The sequence below is a fragment of the Chryseobacterium sp. GTID13 genome (genome assembly GCF_056172655.1).
Genome location: NZ_JAOCMB010000005.1, coordinates 423,573 through 440,065, shown reverse-complemented (window position 1 = coordinate 440,065; position 16,493 = coordinate 423,573). Strand labels below are relative to the sequence as shown.

General features: G+C 38.8%; 16 protein-coding genes and 1 pseudogene. 6 read left to right on the top strand and 11 right to left on the bottom strand.

Annotated features, from left to right (window positions below):
* The first annotated feature begins 336 nt into the window (after positions 1–336).
* The 4 genes and pseudogenes from N4G44_RS07980 to N4G44_RS07965 all read left to right on the top strand — a co-directional run bounded on the left by N4G44_RS07980 (position 337) and on the right by N4G44_RS07965 (position 2,445).
* A complete protein-coding gene (locus N4G44_RS07980) occupies positions 337–1,026 on the top strand; it encodes a response regulator transcription factor (protein WP_474925799.1) in 690 nt (229 codons plus the stop codon).
* Between the two features lie 26 nt (positions 1,027–1,052).
* Positions 1,053–1,640 carry a hypothetical protein gene (locus N4G44_RS07975; protein ID WP_474925796.1) on the top strand — a complete coding sequence of 196 codons (588 nt, stop codon included), beginning with the start codon at positions 1,053–1,055 and terminating at the stop codon, positions 1,638–1,640.
* Positions 1,618–1,668, top strand: a pseudogene (locus N4G44_RS07970) (hypothetical protein); the annotation flags it as partial. The gene N4G44_RS07975 and the pseudogene N4G44_RS07970, both read left to right, overlap by 23 nt.
* A 12-nt stretch (positions 1,669–1,680) precedes the next feature.
* The gene (locus tag N4G44_RS07965; protein ID WP_474925794.1) at positions 1,681–2,445 is read left to right on the top strand and encodes a sensor histidine kinase; all 765 of its coding nucleotides are present in this window, start codon (positions 1,681–1,683) and stop codon (positions 2,443–2,445) included.
* 20 nt (positions 2,446–2,465) lie between these two features.
* Here N4G44_RS07965 and N4G44_RS07960 read toward each other — a convergent pair whose 3' ends face one another.
* From N4G44_RS07960 to N4G44_RS07920, 9 genes are all read right to left on the bottom strand, one after another.
* Entirely contained in the window at positions 2,466–2,921 is a 456-nt protein-coding gene (locus tag N4G44_RS07960) for a DinB family protein (RefSeq protein ID WP_474925792.1), read from the bottom strand.
* An 83-nt stretch (positions 2,922–3,004) separates the two neighbouring features.
* Complete coding sequence (locus tag N4G44_RS07955) at positions 3,005–3,763, bottom strand: glycoside hydrolase family 3 C-terminal domain-containing protein (protein WP_474925789.1); 759 nt, start codon at positions 3,761–3,763, stop codon at positions 3,005–3,007.
* The gene (locus tag N4G44_RS07950) at positions 3,763–5,469 is read right to left on the bottom strand and encodes a glycoside hydrolase family 3 protein (RefSeq protein WP_474925787.1); all 1,707 of its coding nucleotides are present in this window, start codon (positions 5,467–5,469) and stop codon (positions 3,763–3,765) included. The genes N4G44_RS07955 and N4G44_RS07950 overlap by 1 nt, the downstream gene beginning before the upstream one ends.
* Before the next feature lie 131 nt (positions 5,470–5,600).
* Positions 5,601–6,479 carry an alpha/beta hydrolase gene (locus tag N4G44_RS07945; RefSeq protein ID WP_474925785.1) on the bottom strand — a complete coding sequence of 293 codons (879 nt, stop codon included), beginning with the start codon at positions 6,477–6,479 and terminating at the stop codon, positions 5,601–5,603.
* 11 nt (positions 6,480–6,490) lie between these two features.
* Positions 6,491–7,657 carry an esterase gene (locus N4G44_RS07940; RefSeq protein ID WP_474925782.1) on the bottom strand — a complete coding sequence of 389 codons (1,167 nt, stop codon included), beginning with the start codon at positions 7,655–7,657 and terminating at the stop codon, positions 6,491–6,493.
* A gap of 239 nt (positions 7,658–7,896) precedes the next feature.
* On the bottom strand, positions 7,897–10,188 hold the full coding sequence (locus tag N4G44_RS07935) for a glycoside hydrolase family 3 protein (RefSeq protein ID WP_474925780.1): 2,292 nt from the start codon (positions 10,186–10,188) through the stop codon (positions 7,897–7,899).
* 10 nt (positions 10,189–10,198) lie between these two features.
* Positions 10,199–10,408: a hypothetical protein gene (locus N4G44_RS07930; RefSeq protein ID WP_332386933.1), complete on the bottom strand. Its 210-nt coding sequence runs from the start codon at positions 10,406–10,408 to the stop codon at positions 10,199–10,201.
* Complete coding sequence (locus tag N4G44_RS07925) at positions 10,387–11,235, bottom strand: TonB-dependent receptor (RefSeq protein WP_474925776.1); 849 nt, start codon at positions 11,233–11,235, stop codon at positions 10,387–10,389. The genes N4G44_RS07930 and N4G44_RS07925 overlap by 22 nt, the downstream gene beginning before the upstream one ends.
* The gene (locus tag N4G44_RS07920; RefSeq protein WP_474925774.1) at positions 11,232–12,422 is read right to left on the bottom strand and encodes a hypothetical protein; all 1,191 of its coding nucleotides are present in this window, start codon (positions 12,420–12,422) and stop codon (positions 11,232–11,234) included. Before N4G44_RS07920 ends, N4G44_RS07925 begins: the two co-directional genes overlap by 4 nt.
* Positions 12,423–12,821: 399 nt before the next feature.
* Here N4G44_RS07920 and N4G44_RS07915 point away from each other — a divergent pair, with 399 nt between their 5' ends.
* Positions 12,822–13,571, top strand: a complete 750-nt coding sequence (locus tag N4G44_RS07915) for an NUDIX hydrolase (RefSeq protein ID WP_474925772.1) — start codon at positions 12,822–12,824, stop codon at positions 13,569–13,571.
* 146 nt (positions 13,572–13,717) lie between these two features.
* Here N4G44_RS07915 and N4G44_RS07910 read toward each other — a convergent pair whose 3' ends face one another.
* Positions 13,718–14,005: a DUF3592 domain-containing protein gene (locus N4G44_RS07910; protein WP_474928303.1), complete on the bottom strand. Its 288-nt coding sequence runs from the start codon at positions 14,003–14,005 to the stop codon at positions 13,718–13,720.
* A 586-nt stretch (positions 14,006–14,591) separates the two neighbouring features.
* On the opposite strand from N4G44_RS07910, the gene N4G44_RS07905 reads away from it, so the two are divergent.
* Positions 14,592–15,056 (top strand): MaoC family dehydratase, encoded by a 465-nt coding sequence (locus N4G44_RS07905; protein ID WP_474925770.1) that lies wholly within the window; start codon positions 14,592–14,594, stop codon positions 15,054–15,056.
* A gap of 241 nt (positions 15,057–15,297) precedes the next feature.
* Here the strand turns inward: N4G44_RS07905 and N4G44_RS07900 are convergent, their stop codons facing one another.
* Positions 15,298–16,302 carry an SDR family oxidoreductase gene (locus N4G44_RS07900; RefSeq protein WP_474925769.1) on the bottom strand — a complete coding sequence of 335 codons (1,005 nt, stop codon included), beginning with the start codon at positions 16,300–16,302 and terminating at the stop codon, positions 15,298–15,300.
* Positions 16,303–16,493: the final 191 nt, after the last annotated feature.

Sequence of the window (16,493 nt, the reverse complement as noted above, 5' to 3'; positions counted from 1 at the left end):
CTGCATAACCACTGAAAGACAGGTATCTGGTATGGGCATCGTTGAAGTAATGAGTAAGCGGCGGATTGTTGAAATCATTTTTTTCTGTGCTTTTACTTGAGCACTTAAACCTAGTGCTGATAAAATAATAAGCCCGAGCTTAAAAGATTTTCTGTTCATGATTTTCCTTATCTAAATTTTTTGTTTGCTTTTGACATGACAAAATTAGATTCGAAAAAGAAGGAAGACCGTTAGAAAACCATTAGAAAAGCTTTAGAAATTTATTAAAGTAAGCTGTTATCTATCTCATAATAAAAATATGGAATACCTTTGCATAGATTTGAATGTAAAGTTCTGATGAAAGTTCTGATTATAGAAGATAACCCCCGTGTATCTTCACTTTTAAAAAGAGGCCTGGAAAGCCAGGGGTACCAGATTTATATCTCCGAAGATGCTGAAGACGCATTGATAATGATAAGGAAGATTATGTTTGACCTGGTCGTTACAGATATCATGCTGCCCAAAATGGACGGTATCGAACTCAGTAAAACAATCAAACAATCTTACCCTGACCTTCCCATCATTATGCTGACCGCCTTGGGAACCATTGATGAAAAGATCGAAGGTTTTGATGCAGGTGCCGACGACTATATGGTAAAACCTTTTGAAATAAGGGAGCTGTATGCCAGAATAAAAGCTGTTCTGTTAAGAAAATCAGCTGCACTGCCCAAAAGCGAATCGTCAGGAGAAATTGAATACCGGAATCTTAAAATCAACAAGAAAACCAATCAGGTTTTCCGGAACGAAAAGGAGATCAGCCTCACACCTAAGGAATTCAAACTCCTGTTTTTTCTGATGACCAATCCCGAAAGAATACTGAGCCGTGAAGAAATCGCAGAGAATGTATGGGGAAATCATTTTGATACAGGAACCAACTATATTGATGTTTACATCGCCTACCTGAGAAAGAAAATCGATAAAGACCAACAGGAAAAGCTCATCCATACAAAACCGGGAATGGGATTTATTTTCACTTTTCACCTGTAAGTTCATTCAGCAATTTGGAACGTCCCATGAAAATAGCTACCAGAACAGCCCTTAATTATACCATTCTTACTGCAGGAATTCTTTTGGTTTTTGCTTATGTGGTGTATTTTATTTCCGAAAAAAACCGTCAGGACGAATTCATTGACCGTTTGGGCTATAAGATTACCTGGCGATCCGAATTTATTTTCGACGCCGATATTGATTCGTTAAAAATCCTGGAACTTCACAGGCGTAACAAAAAACTTTTGAATGAAGCAGACATAAGCGTTTATAACAGTAAAAAACAATTGATATTTACCGATATCAGACCTTCCTCCAAAAACCAACACTATCTGGAACAGTTGATCCGAACCGGTAAAGAAAGAATAACCTGGCAAAGGAGGGACCGGCAGTATATGGCAGTCCGATATCAGTTTGAAAATAAGACCTACTACGTTATAGGAAGCGCGATTGATGTCACCGGATTAGCGCACATTGCGGAATTCAAGAAAGATATCATGGTGACCTATGTCATTTCGATACTGATTGTCTTTGTGATCAGCTTTTTTCTCCTATTATACCTTAAAACCTTTAAAGGATATAATCATTCAGATCCGAAACATTTCCGAACATAACCTCAACAAAAGGCTGGTTGTTCCCAAGGCAAAAGATGAATTGTATGAGCTGACAGAAACTTTTAATTCCACTTTTAACCGGCTGGAGAAATCATTCAACAACCACAGGCAGTTTGTGACAACTATTTCACACGAATTCCGTACTCCTCTCTCGATTCTGATTACAGAACTCGAACTCGCCAAAGAGCTGAATGTAACCTTGGAGGACTACAAAATATCCATCGATAATGCCTTGCAGGATGCCAATCATGCTTCGCAGCTTTCTTCAGCACTTCTGGATTTTGCAAGGGCAAGCTATGATGTGTCGCAGATCAGTTTTGCAGATCTTCGTCTGGATGAGATCCTAGCCGATGCCAAACTAGCTTTGCTTCAGAAAAACAAAGGCTATAAAATCGATATAAACTATATGGATAATGATACCGATAAGGATGAAAGCAATTATGATTTTCGGGGAAATCCTTATCTGCTTCAGATCGCTTTTCTCAATCTTATGGAAAATGCCTGCAAATATTCAGCAGATAACCATTGTAATGTAGAAATGAAGGCAAGTAACCATGATATTACCCTATGCTTTATCGATAAAGGTATAGGAATATCAGAAGAGGATCAGAAAAAGATATTTGATCTGTTCTACAGAGGAAATAATAAAAATTACGAAAAAGGAAATGGTATCGGATTATCAATTGTAAAAAGGATCATCGAAATTCACCAGGGAAATCTGCATCTGAGTTCGAGGCCTGACAGCGGATCTGTTTTCCGGTTGCAATTTGACTCCACACTGACTTCTGCTGCAAAAAGTGAATAATATTTACTTTAACCTGTAATTTAAACGAACTTCTTAATGCTCATCATATAACCTAAGTGCAATCCTTCGTGAAAATTATTCCATTCAAAGGCATCCTGGATTGAGGTTAAATGAAAACCTGTTCCGGTTGTACGTTCGTTGTAGACAAGAAATATATTATTCTTAAAATCATTAAGGGTTGGTTGAATTTGTGAAGTGAGCAATTCCTTCAGCAAATCTGCTTCTTCTTGCGACACAGGCAATTCAGGTTTTGTACCGGATTGATATTTATAAAATACTTCCTCGGGGATATGTCCTTTCAGACCCGAACCTTTATAAATTAATTTATGCTGTGTGGCAATAATGTGCCCGATATTCCATATCAGGTTATTGTTGAAGGCATCCGGAATTACATTCAGCTGTTCCAATGAATAGCTTTCAAAGAAATTCAGGTAAGCTCTTCTGCTCGTTTCCCATGCTTTAAAAAGGGCTTCCATTTTTATATAATACTTTTATTACAAAACTAAAAAATAGTATTCAATAAAAAAGGTAAAGGAAAAAGTTCCTTTACCTTTTTTATTTATTGTTTTTTGGGCTTCAGATCTTCAAATTGTTTATCAGCCGGGAGAATATGTTCTACCTTTTCAATTACCAACTCTTTTGTTACATCAATTTCTGCCTTCTGCCTGATATCTAACGATGAAGCACCTACCAGAATTTTATATCTTCCGGCTTCAGCTACCCAGGCGGATTTTCCTGTTTCAAACGAAGCTAAATCTTTCTTGTTTAAAGTTAAAATAACAGTCTGTGATTCACCGGGATTTAATTCTTTCGTCTTTGCATAAGCTTTTAATTCAGAATTTGGTTTGTCAATGGTCTTTCCGGGTGCGGAAAGATACAATTCAACAATTTCTTTTCCCGGTACCTTTCCTGTATTTTTAATATTGACACTTACTTCTAAATGATCATTAAAGGTCTTAGAATTTGTTTTAATGTTTGAATACTCAAAATCAGTATACGATTTTCCATACCCGAACTCAAACGAAGGTTTTATTCCAAAAGTATTAAAATAACGGTATCCTACATAAATACCTTCCTTATAAGTCACATCTACAGGATTATCCGATGGCTCACCCGGAAAATTCTTTGCTGATGCGTGGTCTGCATAATTTACAGGGAAAGTCATTGTCAGTTTCCCGGAAGGATTCACTTTTCCGGAAATCACATCTGCCACAGAATGTCCGCCTTCCTGGCCAGGCTGCCAGGCCAATAAAACGGCATCTACCTTGTCTTTCCATGAAGCTGTCTCAATGACACCACCGATATTCAGTATGACCACTACTTTTTTCCTTTTGCGTGGAAAGCTTTGGAAATTTTATCAAGCATTTCTATTTCTTCCGTGGCCAGATTAAAGTCATTGTTCACTACTCTATCCCCTCCTTCACCGGAATTTCTTCCCAGTGTTACAAAAGCAATTTCAGAAGTTTCCGCTTTTTTAGCAATGAAGGCATCATCCATTTTCATTTCAGGAAGCCTCTCCGGCAATGCTAAAATTCCCCTGGCTTTTCTTCTTTCCTTTTCTGCTGCAGCTTCTTTTTCAGCATGCGGTTTATATAATTCTACCAGCTCCTTGTCTAATTTATACCCTGCAGCATTCAGTCCTTCCAAAAGTGAAACCGTATGTCTGTTGTTCACACTGCCACTTCCCGTACCTCCTGTAATCCATGCATAAGAGGTCACTCCGAACAAGGAAACTTCTTTCTGCTTGTCTGCAAAAGGTAAAGCATTGTTTTCATTTTTAAGCAAAACCATTCCTTCCGCAGCAGCGCTTCTGGTTACTGCAGCATGTGCGTTCAGATCTGGTTTGTCACTGTATTTATAATGTGCAAATGTTGGTGTACTGAAAATATATTTCAAAATTCTTTTCACGTTGAGATCCGCCACTTCTTGTGATAATCTTCCTGAATCCAAAGCTTCAAGCAACACTTTTTTCTGTGCCGGAATTCCAGGCATCAAAAGGTCATTTCCTGCATTCATCTGTTTCACAACATCAGAAATACCACCTGTTCTGATGGATTCAAACCCGGGAAATCCACCGAACCAGTCAGTCATTACGATTCCTTTGAATCCCCATTCGTTTCTTAAAACCTGAGTTAGTAAATCTCTGGAATCTGAAGTATAAACACCATTCACTTTGTTATAAGATGACATTACCGTCCATGGCTGAGATTCTTTCACGGTGATTTCAAAATTTCTCAGATATAATTCTCTCAATGCTCTTTCAGATACATGGGCATTGATTGTTAAACGATTGGTCTCCTCATTATTCGCAGCAAAATGTTTGACAGAAGTTCCTACTCCCTGGGACTGGACTCCATTGACAATTGCCGCAGCAGTTTTCCCTGAAATTAAGGGATCTTCTGAATAATACTCGAAATTCCTTCCATTTAATGGATTTCTTTGAATATTCAAGGCAGGCGCCAGCAAAACATCAACGCCGTATTCTTTCACTTCATTCCCCATTGCTTTTCCTACGTCTTCCAATAGCGTTTTGTTCCAGGTTGAAGCTAAAGCGGTACCTACAGGAAATGCCGTTGCATAGTACGTTTTGGAATCATTTTCCCTGGTTGGTGCAATTCTTAAGCCTGCAGGCCCATCCGCAACAACAGTAGCCGGAATTCCGAATCTTTCCAGATTAGCTGTTCCACCTGCAGCTCCGGGAACAAGCCCCTGCTTTGAATCACCTACAGGTCCGATTAATACTTCAATTCCGGGCATTCCTGTACCGATCAGTAAATCAACTTTCTCTTTATTGGTCATTTGCCTGATGATGGCATCAATTCTTTTATCAACCGGAAGTCTTGTATCTTCCCATACGTCCAGTTTACCGTTTTTATTGGGATCTTTGAACGTTTTTCCGCCAACAGTAACTGTTGGGTTATTTTGAGCCTTTGTAAGAGGTGATACACCCATTAAAGCCAAAAACAATACCGAATATTTGTTCCCGGAAAAAAGTCCGATCAGTGTTGAGATATTCTTATTCATATTTAGATTTAGTTTTTATTAAACAGAGCATAAGTTTGAAATATGCTTTCCAGAAACCACAGCATATTCTGCCCCGGGACAGAAAATACCATGAAAGAAACTATATAAAAAGTATTAAATGGATTAAATAACTACAAAAAGTTATGGAACCTCAACCAGTCGAGATACACATCAGACCATTTGTCGACGGGTAAATTTTGTTTTCCCATACCAAAGCCATGACCTCCTTTTTCATAGATATGGAGTTCAGCGGGCTGCCCTGCTTCCAGCCATTTGTTATACAATAAAACTGATTTTGGTGCCAGTTTCAGCTGATCATCACTAGCAGCACAGATAAACATTGGAAGAGCAACTTTAGGAACCTCGGTGTTTAGGATTTCCTGGCTTGGTCCGCCATAAATGGAAGCCGCAAAGTTGGGCAACGTTGAAGCATCTTTACTATGGAGAACACTTTCTAAAATTACACTGGCTCCGGCAGAAAATCCAACCACTCCTAATTTTTCAGGATTGATCTTCAGTTCTTTCGCGTGCGTTCTGATATATGAGATCGCAGTTCTTATATCTTCTCCGGCCATCACTTTAACAGGAGCTGTTTTGGCATCAAAAGCATTTCTGTCTTTGATATTCTCCATCATTTCTTTGGCAGGGTCATTGGATTTCGTTTCCAGCAATCTGTATTTTAGAACGACTGCTGTGATTCCGTTTTCTGCAAGTTTTTTTGCCAGATCAATTCCTTCGCGGTTGATCGATAAGCTTTGAAAGCCACCGCCGGGAGCAATAACAACAACTGTTCCGTTGGCCTTGGTTTTATCTGCCTCAAAAACCAGTATCGAAGGCTGGGACACGTTGAAAACCACTTCCGTTTTGAACAGCTCGCTGAATTGCTGTGCTTCTTTCTGCTTCCAGTTTTCTGTTCCCGGTGCCTTTCCCTGATATAAAGGAATAGATTTTTGTGCATATGCATTGTATATTCCTGAGATAAACAGTGCGGTTATGAATATTCTTTTCATTTTCAATTTGTTTATTTAAATAACTGAGGAAGAAAATCATTCAGATAGGTTCTCCAATTGCTCCACGTATGACCGCCTTCGGATTCTACGTATTGGTATTTGAAGTTCATCCTGTTGAGTTTTTCACGATATTCTGTCACGTTTTTGTAGAGAAAATCTGTTTTTCCGATGGCAATCCAGTACAACTTGTACGAATTGGTTTGCTGGGTTTTCAGCTTTTGATCTAAATTCTGATAAACAGGACTTTTCTTTTCATCAGGCGGAAGAATGGCCGGAGAAAACAGCCCTACATAATCAAACGTTTTCGGCAGATTGGCAGAAATATACAATGAATGGAATCCTCCCATGGAAAGTCCGGCGATTGCTCTGTTTCCTGCGTCTGATTTTACCCGGTAATTATGCTCTGTAAATTCCATGATTTCCTTGAAATAAGTCTCCATATCACCACTGAAAATATCCGGTGTTTTCATATCAATCTTATAAAAACCTTTGGAAGATTCGCCCGGCGCTGCAGAATTGCTTGTATGACCGTTTGGCATTACAACAATCATAGGTTTTGCTTTTCCCTGAGCAATCAGATTATCCAGGATCTGTGAAGCTCTTCCCAGGGTCATCCATGCTTCTTCGTCACCGCCCATTCCGTGTAAAAGGTATAAAACCGGGAATTTTTCTTTCGAATTTTCATATCCCGGAGGAGTGTAAACGGTTAATCTTCTGTCTTCTTTCAATCCGCTTGATTGGTACCATCTTTTGGAAACGGTTCCGTGCGGAACGTTCTGAACTTTGTAATTTTCAGATTGTTTTCCATCAATCAAAATCATACTCATCACCGATGAAACATCACGAACCTGATAAGAATTGTTCGGGTCATTGGCTTTTACCCCATCTACAATAAAAGAATAGGTATAGATATCAGCAGCCAGATTATTTTCAGAGAAAGACCAGATTCCATCTGCATCTTTTTTTAATTCTACGGTTCCCGGTTCCCAACCTTTTCCCGGCATCCAGTTCCCCTGGAGTTTTACTGTTTTTGCCTCCGGTGCACGAAGGCGGAATGTCACGCTTTTACCTTTGATCTCCGGTGAAACTATTTCTTTCTTTCCGCTGAAATCGAGGTTTTCCTGGGCAAACATTAATGAACCCAGCATTACTGAATAGATTGTGAATTTGATTTTCATATTAATTTGTTTTTTACCACAAAAGGCACAAAAGTTTTTAACACTTTAGTTATTTTAAGTTGAATGCTATTTTTTTAAGATCACTTAAATTTTGACAATCTTTGATCTCAATTTTGTAAACTTTAGAATTATTATTTCAGAATTGAAGCTTTTGTGACTTTTCTGGTTAAAAAGTTAATCAGTTTTTAATTCAAAAATAAAATTCTGAGCCTGTAAAATACAGACTCAGAACCATTCAATTACTTTTTATATTTCTCTGTTCTCGCATCTTTAATCACACCTGACCAATTCATTCCATATCCGAAATCATAGTTGTGACCTTCGGAATCTTTATGCGTTTCCATATCGTAAGGAACATCTTCTTTTTGCTTTTCAACTGTTGCCATATTTGCAGGCATCTGAAGCGGAAGTAATCCTGATGGCTCGTATTTTCCGGTTATGATATCTACAACTGCCTGATTGGAGACATTGAAGTTCATCAGAATGGCATCAGCATGCTTTTCAAATTCGTTGAAAACCATCGGTTTTGAAGCCGTTACAGAAACAATGACAGGTTTTCTGTTCATGGCCTTGTACGTGTTTTCAATGGTCAGCAGATCTGTAAAGTTGGTAGCGGTTGAAGTTTTATTTTTAAATGTTCTGTCGTGTACATTCGGAGCTACAACCGGGTCACCTGCTGCAATACTTTTCTCACGGGCTTCTGTTGCTGTATAGGTTTTGTATTGGAGAGAAATCGGAAAATATCCGTTTCCGCCTTCTGCAGCATCAATATCGCTGTAACCACCTTCTTCACTGTGCGGACTTTTCACAAAAACCAATGCGAAATCAGCTTTAGCAGGATCTTCCGTTACGTTATAATGTTTTTTGATTTTTTCTAGGTCAACAGGATAATCCAGAGAAGGAGCCGTGTAAATTCCCCACCAGTTAAATGTTGCCGGAGAATATCTCTTAGGAATGTAAACCGTTTTTCTTTCTTTGATAGGAAGAATATTGGATTTATTTTTCAACATCACAATGGATTTTACCTGAGCTTCATACCCTGCTTTCATAAATTCAGGATTACCTACTATTTTTTTGGTTTCTTCAATGTTGACGTAAGGATTTTCAAACAATCCTGTTCTGAAGAAATTTCTTAATAAACGAACTGCAGACTGCTCAAATTTTGCACGATAGTCTTTTTCACCATGTTCTTTCACTCCCATCTGATACGCTTCCAGAACAGGTCCTTTATCATTATTCCCTCCGAATTGATCAACGCCGGCTTCCAGCACTTTGTAGTGACGTTCTGCAATGGATAATTTCTCAGCACCCCAGGGTTTTCCTGCAAATCCTCCCGGAGTTTTGGGTTCATCAGCAGTAATCAGCCAGTCGGTACACACCACACCATCGTATTTGTATTTTCCACGAAGCAAATCTGTAATCAGATACTTACTGTAGCCGTTTCCGACGTTCTCCCCGTTTTTTGTATCCTGATTAAAGCTGATTGTATAATAAGGCATTACTGCAGAAGCTTCTTTTGTGCCTCCATTTAATTTGAAAGCACCTTCGGTAAAAGGTTTCACGTGATTCTGGAAATTATTCCCCGGATAAACCGCAAATTTTCCCATCGCCCAATGGCCGTCACGACCGCCTTCTTCGGGACCGCCTCCCGGCCAGTGCTTTACCATCGCATTTACACTTTTATTACCCCAACCGTTTTTGCTTCCGATGGTTGTCTGGAAACCATCAATATAACCTCTTCCTAAATCTGCTGTCAGTTCCGGACTTTCAGAAAAAACGTAAGCGATTCTGTACCAGCGAGGCTCTGTTCCCAGGTCGATTTGAGGAGACAAAGCTGTTGAAATCCCCAATGCCCTGTATTCCTGAGCTGCAATATTTCCGAATTTCCTGACCAGTTCCGGATCAAAAGTGGCGCCCATTGCCAGGCCATCCGGCCAAAGTGAAATCTGCCCACCTGCTCCTTCATTAAACTCAGCCGTTACGGTTGCAGAATGTCTCGGGTCTGTACTGTTATTGGCTGGAATTCCCAATCCCAAACCTTCAATATAAGCCTGGATGTTGTTGCTCCATTGTGCTGCAATTTCGGGGGACTCAACAGTTGTTACCAAAACATGACGCAGGTTATCTTCTTTTAAGAATTTCTTTTGCTGGTCCGTTAAATCCGAGGCTTTTGCCCCGCTTTCTTTATACAGCTTTCCATTGTATTTACCTGCCCGGAAACCGTCTGCAGGTGCAGGAACAGACTGATGGCCGCTGTAAAGCATTAGCCCTGCAATCTGTTCAACACTCATTTTTGAAGCTAAATCTTTCGCTCTTTCGTCGACGGGAAGTCTCCAGTCTTCGTATTTATCAAGCTTTCCGTTTCTGTTTAAATCTTTGAATTTATTTCCTCCAATCGTAAGAATTTTCACCCCTGAATCTGCAGAATATCCTAAAACAGGACCTTTGGGATTCTTGACCATCTGAATATTCTGTGAAAATGCTGTTACTCCAAAAAATAATGCAGCAATATTTAAAACCGTCCTTTTCATTGTTTATATTTTAGAAATTGAAGTTTACTGATAATTGACCTGTCAACGGCATAATGTACGTTCCTGTCAACAGTTTTCCGTAATATGGACTTGCATCTGTAATCAATTCAGCACCATTGATGGTTCCACTCGCTCCTCTTTGGTTCAGGAAGTTGATCACTGTCGCACCGATGTTGATGTTTTTGTTAACGGTATAGCTTACTCCCCGAAAGTTTCCCATCTTGGCGCAAAGTATAACGCATTGGTAAGATTCGCATATTGTTTTGAGAAATATCTGAAACTCGCCCAGAATCTCCATTTGTCAATAGAATAGCTTGGGTCGATTTCCATTAAAACTTTAGCAACCCCCAATACATTGTTATCATTATAGTCATAATCTTTCCCGAAAGCATTGAAATTAAATTTCTTATACACAGGATTCTGGAAAGTAACCAGGTAATGTAAATTGAATCCTTTGAATGGTTTTAAAACAAAATCCGTAGTCCAGCCCAGCGTCTGAATATCATAATAAACGGTTGTGGTTTGCGCCTGAGAACTATTTGCAGGATTTACCAGATTATATCGGTTAAGGTTGTTATTTTTCTTCAGATAGGTAGCCTGAGAAATCAGCTGAATCCAGTTGGTATTCCAGAAAACTCCGAATGCTCCCAATGGGCTTTTAATTTTATTGGTATTGGGTTCGAAAGCCTGGGAATAACTTTCCAATCTTCTGTTTTCTTCTGTGTATAGGAAGTTGGCTAAGACCCCGAAGTTCTTGGTAATGTTGTAAGTTGCGTTCAAACTTCCTGCAATCTGGAAGAAACTCTGACTGATGTGATTAAACTGGCCCGGATCTGTAAAGCTAAAGCCAATAGTCCTTGGAGCCAAAGAATACTCTCCGTCAATGATGTGATTTCTCAAATGTAAACCATAGCTCAGATTAAAGTTGTCGGTAACTTTCCATTCATCAATACCATACAGTGAAAATTTGTTCTCTGTTCCACTATGGTATTCTCCGCCTGCATTGTAGTTGTAGAAGCCATCAGAATCAGTATTCGGACCAATCAAGCGTTGAGGCTGCGGCTCAACAGTCTGGAAGAAAAAGTACGGTTGGAGGTGTATTTGTTGACGTGATAATATTGCTCCAACGCTCCAAATGTCAAATTATGATTTCCTACCTGCTTGTTCAGAGAAAAACGTCCTGCAACACTGGTAATCGGGGTTTCCGGTGTATACATTCCCAGAATAGTTCCTACCTGCCCAGAATAAGCCTGGCCGTTGGAAGCCAAAGTATATCCTGCTGAAGAATCTGCATTGAAAATACTTAAAGGAATCATATTGGACATTTTTACTTTTGAAAAATGTGCTCTTGTTGAGAATTTGAAATTCCATCCATTGTTCAAAAGATAGTTACCAAAAATATCAATGTTATGAGACTTCGACCTGTTATCATTTCCACTCATAGAAGCCCAATAATAATCTCCTGTAAGAATATCTTTGACTTTCATCTGTCCGTCTCTTACTACATAGGAATCTCTGCCAATTTTGAAATTATCAAGTTCTGTTACTTTTCCGTTTTCCCCATATTGAAAAACAGCATAATTGGTTATGCTATATGAATCTGCATATTTGTAAAGTGCGGTAATCTGTCCTTTATTATTGTCAAAATACTTGGTGACGCCTGCTCTGAAAATTTTTGTTTCATCAGCATTTCTTGCAAATCCTAATTTATAGGTGCTCGGGTCATAGTTGGCAAAAGCTCCTGCGGTATACGTCCAGCCATTTTTGGAAATAGGACCCGAAACATTGGCATCGGCCTGTAACCAGCCAAAATTACTGGTGGTAAATTTGCCTTTGATCTTAAGATCTTTAGTTCCTGTCTGCGAATATGAATTGACTGCAAAACCAAGATCTCCCGTCGTATTGGCCAACTGGTCCATTTTTAAAAGTCCTGTTTTTTCCAGTCCCACACTTTGCCTCCATGTTTTATTGGGCAGTTCGGGCCAGAAGAAATAAACAACCGGAAGGTCATTTTCGAGGATCGTGATTCCTCCAACGGTAGAAGGAAGACCAATATTTACATCGCGGGGGCTGGTATTATTGGCAGCATTGAGCATTACATTCCTGTTGTTGTCCTCTTTGGAGGAAGTGATTGCTTTTTTCTTTAAAGCTAAGCTGTCGGTTTGCTGTCCAAATGCTGCTCCACAAGAAAACATGAGCAATAAAGTGGAAATTCGGAGTCTTGAGTTTTTCATAATTATCAATTAATCTGTTTTTTGTTTGGATTGTGTAATGAAATGTTGAATTTCAGATGGGTAACTAATTTTAAATTAAACAAATAGCGAACAGGATTTTATCCGTATAATTTTTAATATTCCTTAATGTTTTTTAGTTGCTTCATAATGAAGCGACTCAATATTACATTCTTTTTTTGATACAGCCAAATGAATGTTAAAAAAATATCAACACAATAATAAATTGCTGAATAACAATAAATTACATTTAATAAAAACAAAATAAAATGGTGAAAAAAGCATTTATTTACCCGGAAATGTAAATTCTATGTTACCAAAAAGTAATGCTAAAAAGACTGAATGTTTGTTCTTTCCTTAATATCCCCTTAACTTTGTTGAGCACGAACAATTAAAATAAATATGAACCCTCATCAACAGATTTTAGAAAAATCAGCAGAAGCCTATCAGTTATATCTTCCCCATATTTCTATTGACACGGTTATCTTCGGATTCAGTGAAAATGAGCTTAAAGTTCTTGCCATTAAGATGAAGTTCAACAATCAATGGTTTTTACCGGGCGGCTACCTTAAGAAAGAAGAGCATATTGATGATGCAGCAGTAAGAATTTTAAGTGAGCGTGCTGGTGTAACAGATCTCTTTTTGGAAGAATTTTCCGTTTTTGGGAAGAACGGCCGAAGTGAGGAAGTTTTTAGCGATTATGATGATACTTTGTGGCATAAGCAAAGGTTTATTTCTATCGGTTATTATGCGCTTGTGAACTACCATGACGTTTCCCCAAAAGCTGATGAATTAAGCAACGAATTTGAATGGCTCGATGTTAATAATCTTGATCATTATCAGATCACAATGGATCATAAACAGATTATTTTAAGAGCACTATTAACACTAAGGGAACGAATAACCTACAAGCCTATCGGCTACAATTTATTGCCGGAAAAATTTACGATGACAGAATTTCAGCGATTATATGAAACAATATTAGGCAGAAGTCTGAACAGGGGTAATTTCTACAGGAAAATAAAAAACCTGGGGATTCTAACCAAGCTGGATGAACAACGAAAAGGAGGTGCCCACAAAGCGCAGGATCTCTATTCATTTAATAAAGAAAATTATGAAAAGGCACTTCAGGATGGGGTGAACAGCTGGTAACCTATTGAAAAGTCAATCGAAACCAATCAAAGATTTATCTATTCTGATCAACTTGTATATGGATAAACATTTTTTCGATTTCGTCAATGAATATAGAATTGAAAAAGCAATGCAAATCCTTAAGGAACAGTGGTGGAAGTAAAATTTTACAGAATAAATTTCGCAGCAATAAAATACCCACCTCCAATAACTAATAACGGAAGTGCTATCGATAGCAGAGCCAATGTCCATATAAACAATCTAAAATAAGTATACAAACTCACCTTAGATGGATCAGCAGGATCATAGATTACAGTTGCTGTCTCCCCTATTTCCCAAGCTGGAGGATCAGTTCCTTCGGCTAATTCGTAGGTAACTGAGAGGTTATCCTGAGTCCGAAAATTGAAGACCGGCGCGAATGATTCACCGTCTGATTCGTACCTGTGAAGGTCGATGACAGTTGCAATAGCTTTATTTCCTTTTTTAGAAATACCATAGTATTACGAAAGCTGTAGATGGATAATACAAGGAAAGCCAGCCCTAGGCCAAGGATTAAATAATACTGCCACATAATTTTCTTTTTGTTTGGTTCACTTTAATTACCACTTATATCTAACTGATAAATATTCACTAACGAATATAATACAATTTTCAAAATGTTAATTAATCTTCTGATTGGTTATGCTGCTACAAAAAATTATGGCTTTAGATTAAATTGCTACTATAACAATGGACAAACCTTTTAGCCCGATAGCCCAATCCCCAAAATAGTAGTTATTCATAAACTTTAAATATTAAGACTGAACCACAGAGGGGTAGCTTACGTATGTTTCTAAATATTCAAAACCGAGATCAGCTGTTTAAAAATTTTCACGCTGATGAGTCGCCTAAAAGCTTAGTACACCAGAAATTATCGGTAGGATTAAATAGGCTTCGATTTGGCCGAATATTTGAAATATAAAAAGAGATTTAACTTCAAATTATTAAGCATTTATGTGAAGTGTGATTAATAAAATGTGTTAAGGAATTAATATAAATTATATGGTGATCATTAACAGTTTTGAAGAATATAAGGCATATGAAGGAAAGCTAATCGGCGTATCGAATTGGCATACCATTAACCAGGACCAGATCAATATGTTTGCAGATGCTACCTTGGATTATCAGTGGATCCATACCAATAAAGAAAAGGCAGAAAAAGAAGGTCCCTTTAAATCGACTATTGCACACGGTTATCTCACCCTTTCGCTCATACCCTATCTTTGGAAACAAATCGCTGATGTAAGGAATGTAAAAATGGAAATCAATTATGGAATTGAAAATTTCAGGTTCGGCCAACCTGTCCGGGTGAACACCAGGGTTCGGCTACAAGCCTATGTGAAATCTGTCTGTAATCTCCGAGGTACCGTAAAAGTAACGGTTGAGGCAAAACTACTCATAGAGAATGATGAGAAGCCAGCCTATGTTGGCGACGTTTTATTCCTTTATCATTTTGATACTATCTAATTCGTTCCTATGCAGGATTGTTGCGTGTAGGTTTAAGAGAAAAACATTGATTTAGCAGCTTGTAGTTTAATAATTTTAAGGGGATAACATAGAACTGTATAGCTCCGAAAGGCTATGCTGAATATTGATATTATAAATCGGCAGCCGGAAAAAAGCCAATCTTACAACAGTTATAAGATTGGCTTTTTATTTTTTGAGCCTTTCCTAAGAGAAATTCTCTTTTATATTTGTTGTTAAAGATCTACGGCTGGCCCTTTCCTCCTGCTGCTCCATAAATTTGTCCTGTCGCAAAACTGGCATCATCCGCTGCTAACTGAACAAATATAGAAGCCAGTTCTGCAGGCTGTCCCGGTCTTCCGAGAGGCGTATCACCGCCAAATTTCATCAGGTTTTCCTGCGTCTGCCCTCCGCTTACCTGAAGTGGAGTCCAGACAGGCCCGGGTGCAACGCCATTGACCCTTATACCTTTAGGACCCAGCTGCTTGGCAAGAGATTTCACATAGTTGGTTGTTGCTGCCTTGGTTTGCGCATAATCATAAAGATCAGCGGACGGGTCATAAGCCTGAATGGACGATAACCCGATAATAGAAGAACCAGGTTTCATATGAGGTAAAGCAGCCTTTATGATCCAAAAAGGTGCATAGATATTTGTTTTCATGGTCCAGTCAAAGTCTTCAGAGCTAAGATCAAGTATAGATTCATTGGCTTTCTGATGTCCTGCATTATTAATGAGAATATCCAGCCCTCCTAGTTGCTGTACAGCCTGATTGACCAATTGTTTACAAAAGTCTTCGCTACGAATATCTCCAGGAATGGCAATAGCTTTACGACCTTCCTTCCTGATGAGCTCAACTACCTGCTTTGCATCGTCCTCTTCCGCAGGCAGGTAATTAATGGCTACATCCGCTCCTTCCCTTGCATAAGCAATGGCTGCAGCTCTGCCAATCCCTGAATCACCACCTGTGATCAATGCTTTTCTTCCCTCCAGTCTTCCTGAGCCTACATAGCTCTTTTCTCCATGGTCGGGCACCGGTGTCATTTTACCTGCCAATCCGGGAAAGGGTTGAGATTGCTTATTAAAAGGCGGTTTGGGGTATTTGTTCCGGGGGTCCGTGAGCTCTTTTACATTCGTTTTTCTTGTGTTGCTACTCTGTGACTGCGCCAGAGCACTTGGAGCAACCGCAGCAACGGCAACGGTTGCGGCTATCTTTCCGATAGCATCTCTCCTTGTTATTTTACTTTCCATATCAATATAAATTATTTGGTGTTTAAGAACTATGTAATGATAAAACGAGCAGCAAGATACCCTAATATTCAGAGCGCATTACTGGCAAGATACTTACCGTCAATGGTTAGGGACTAAAGTCACTTGCCGGATACCTCACTTAATGATTAGGATTGTAGTTGATCAGGTATAATAATTATAATCTCATAGCA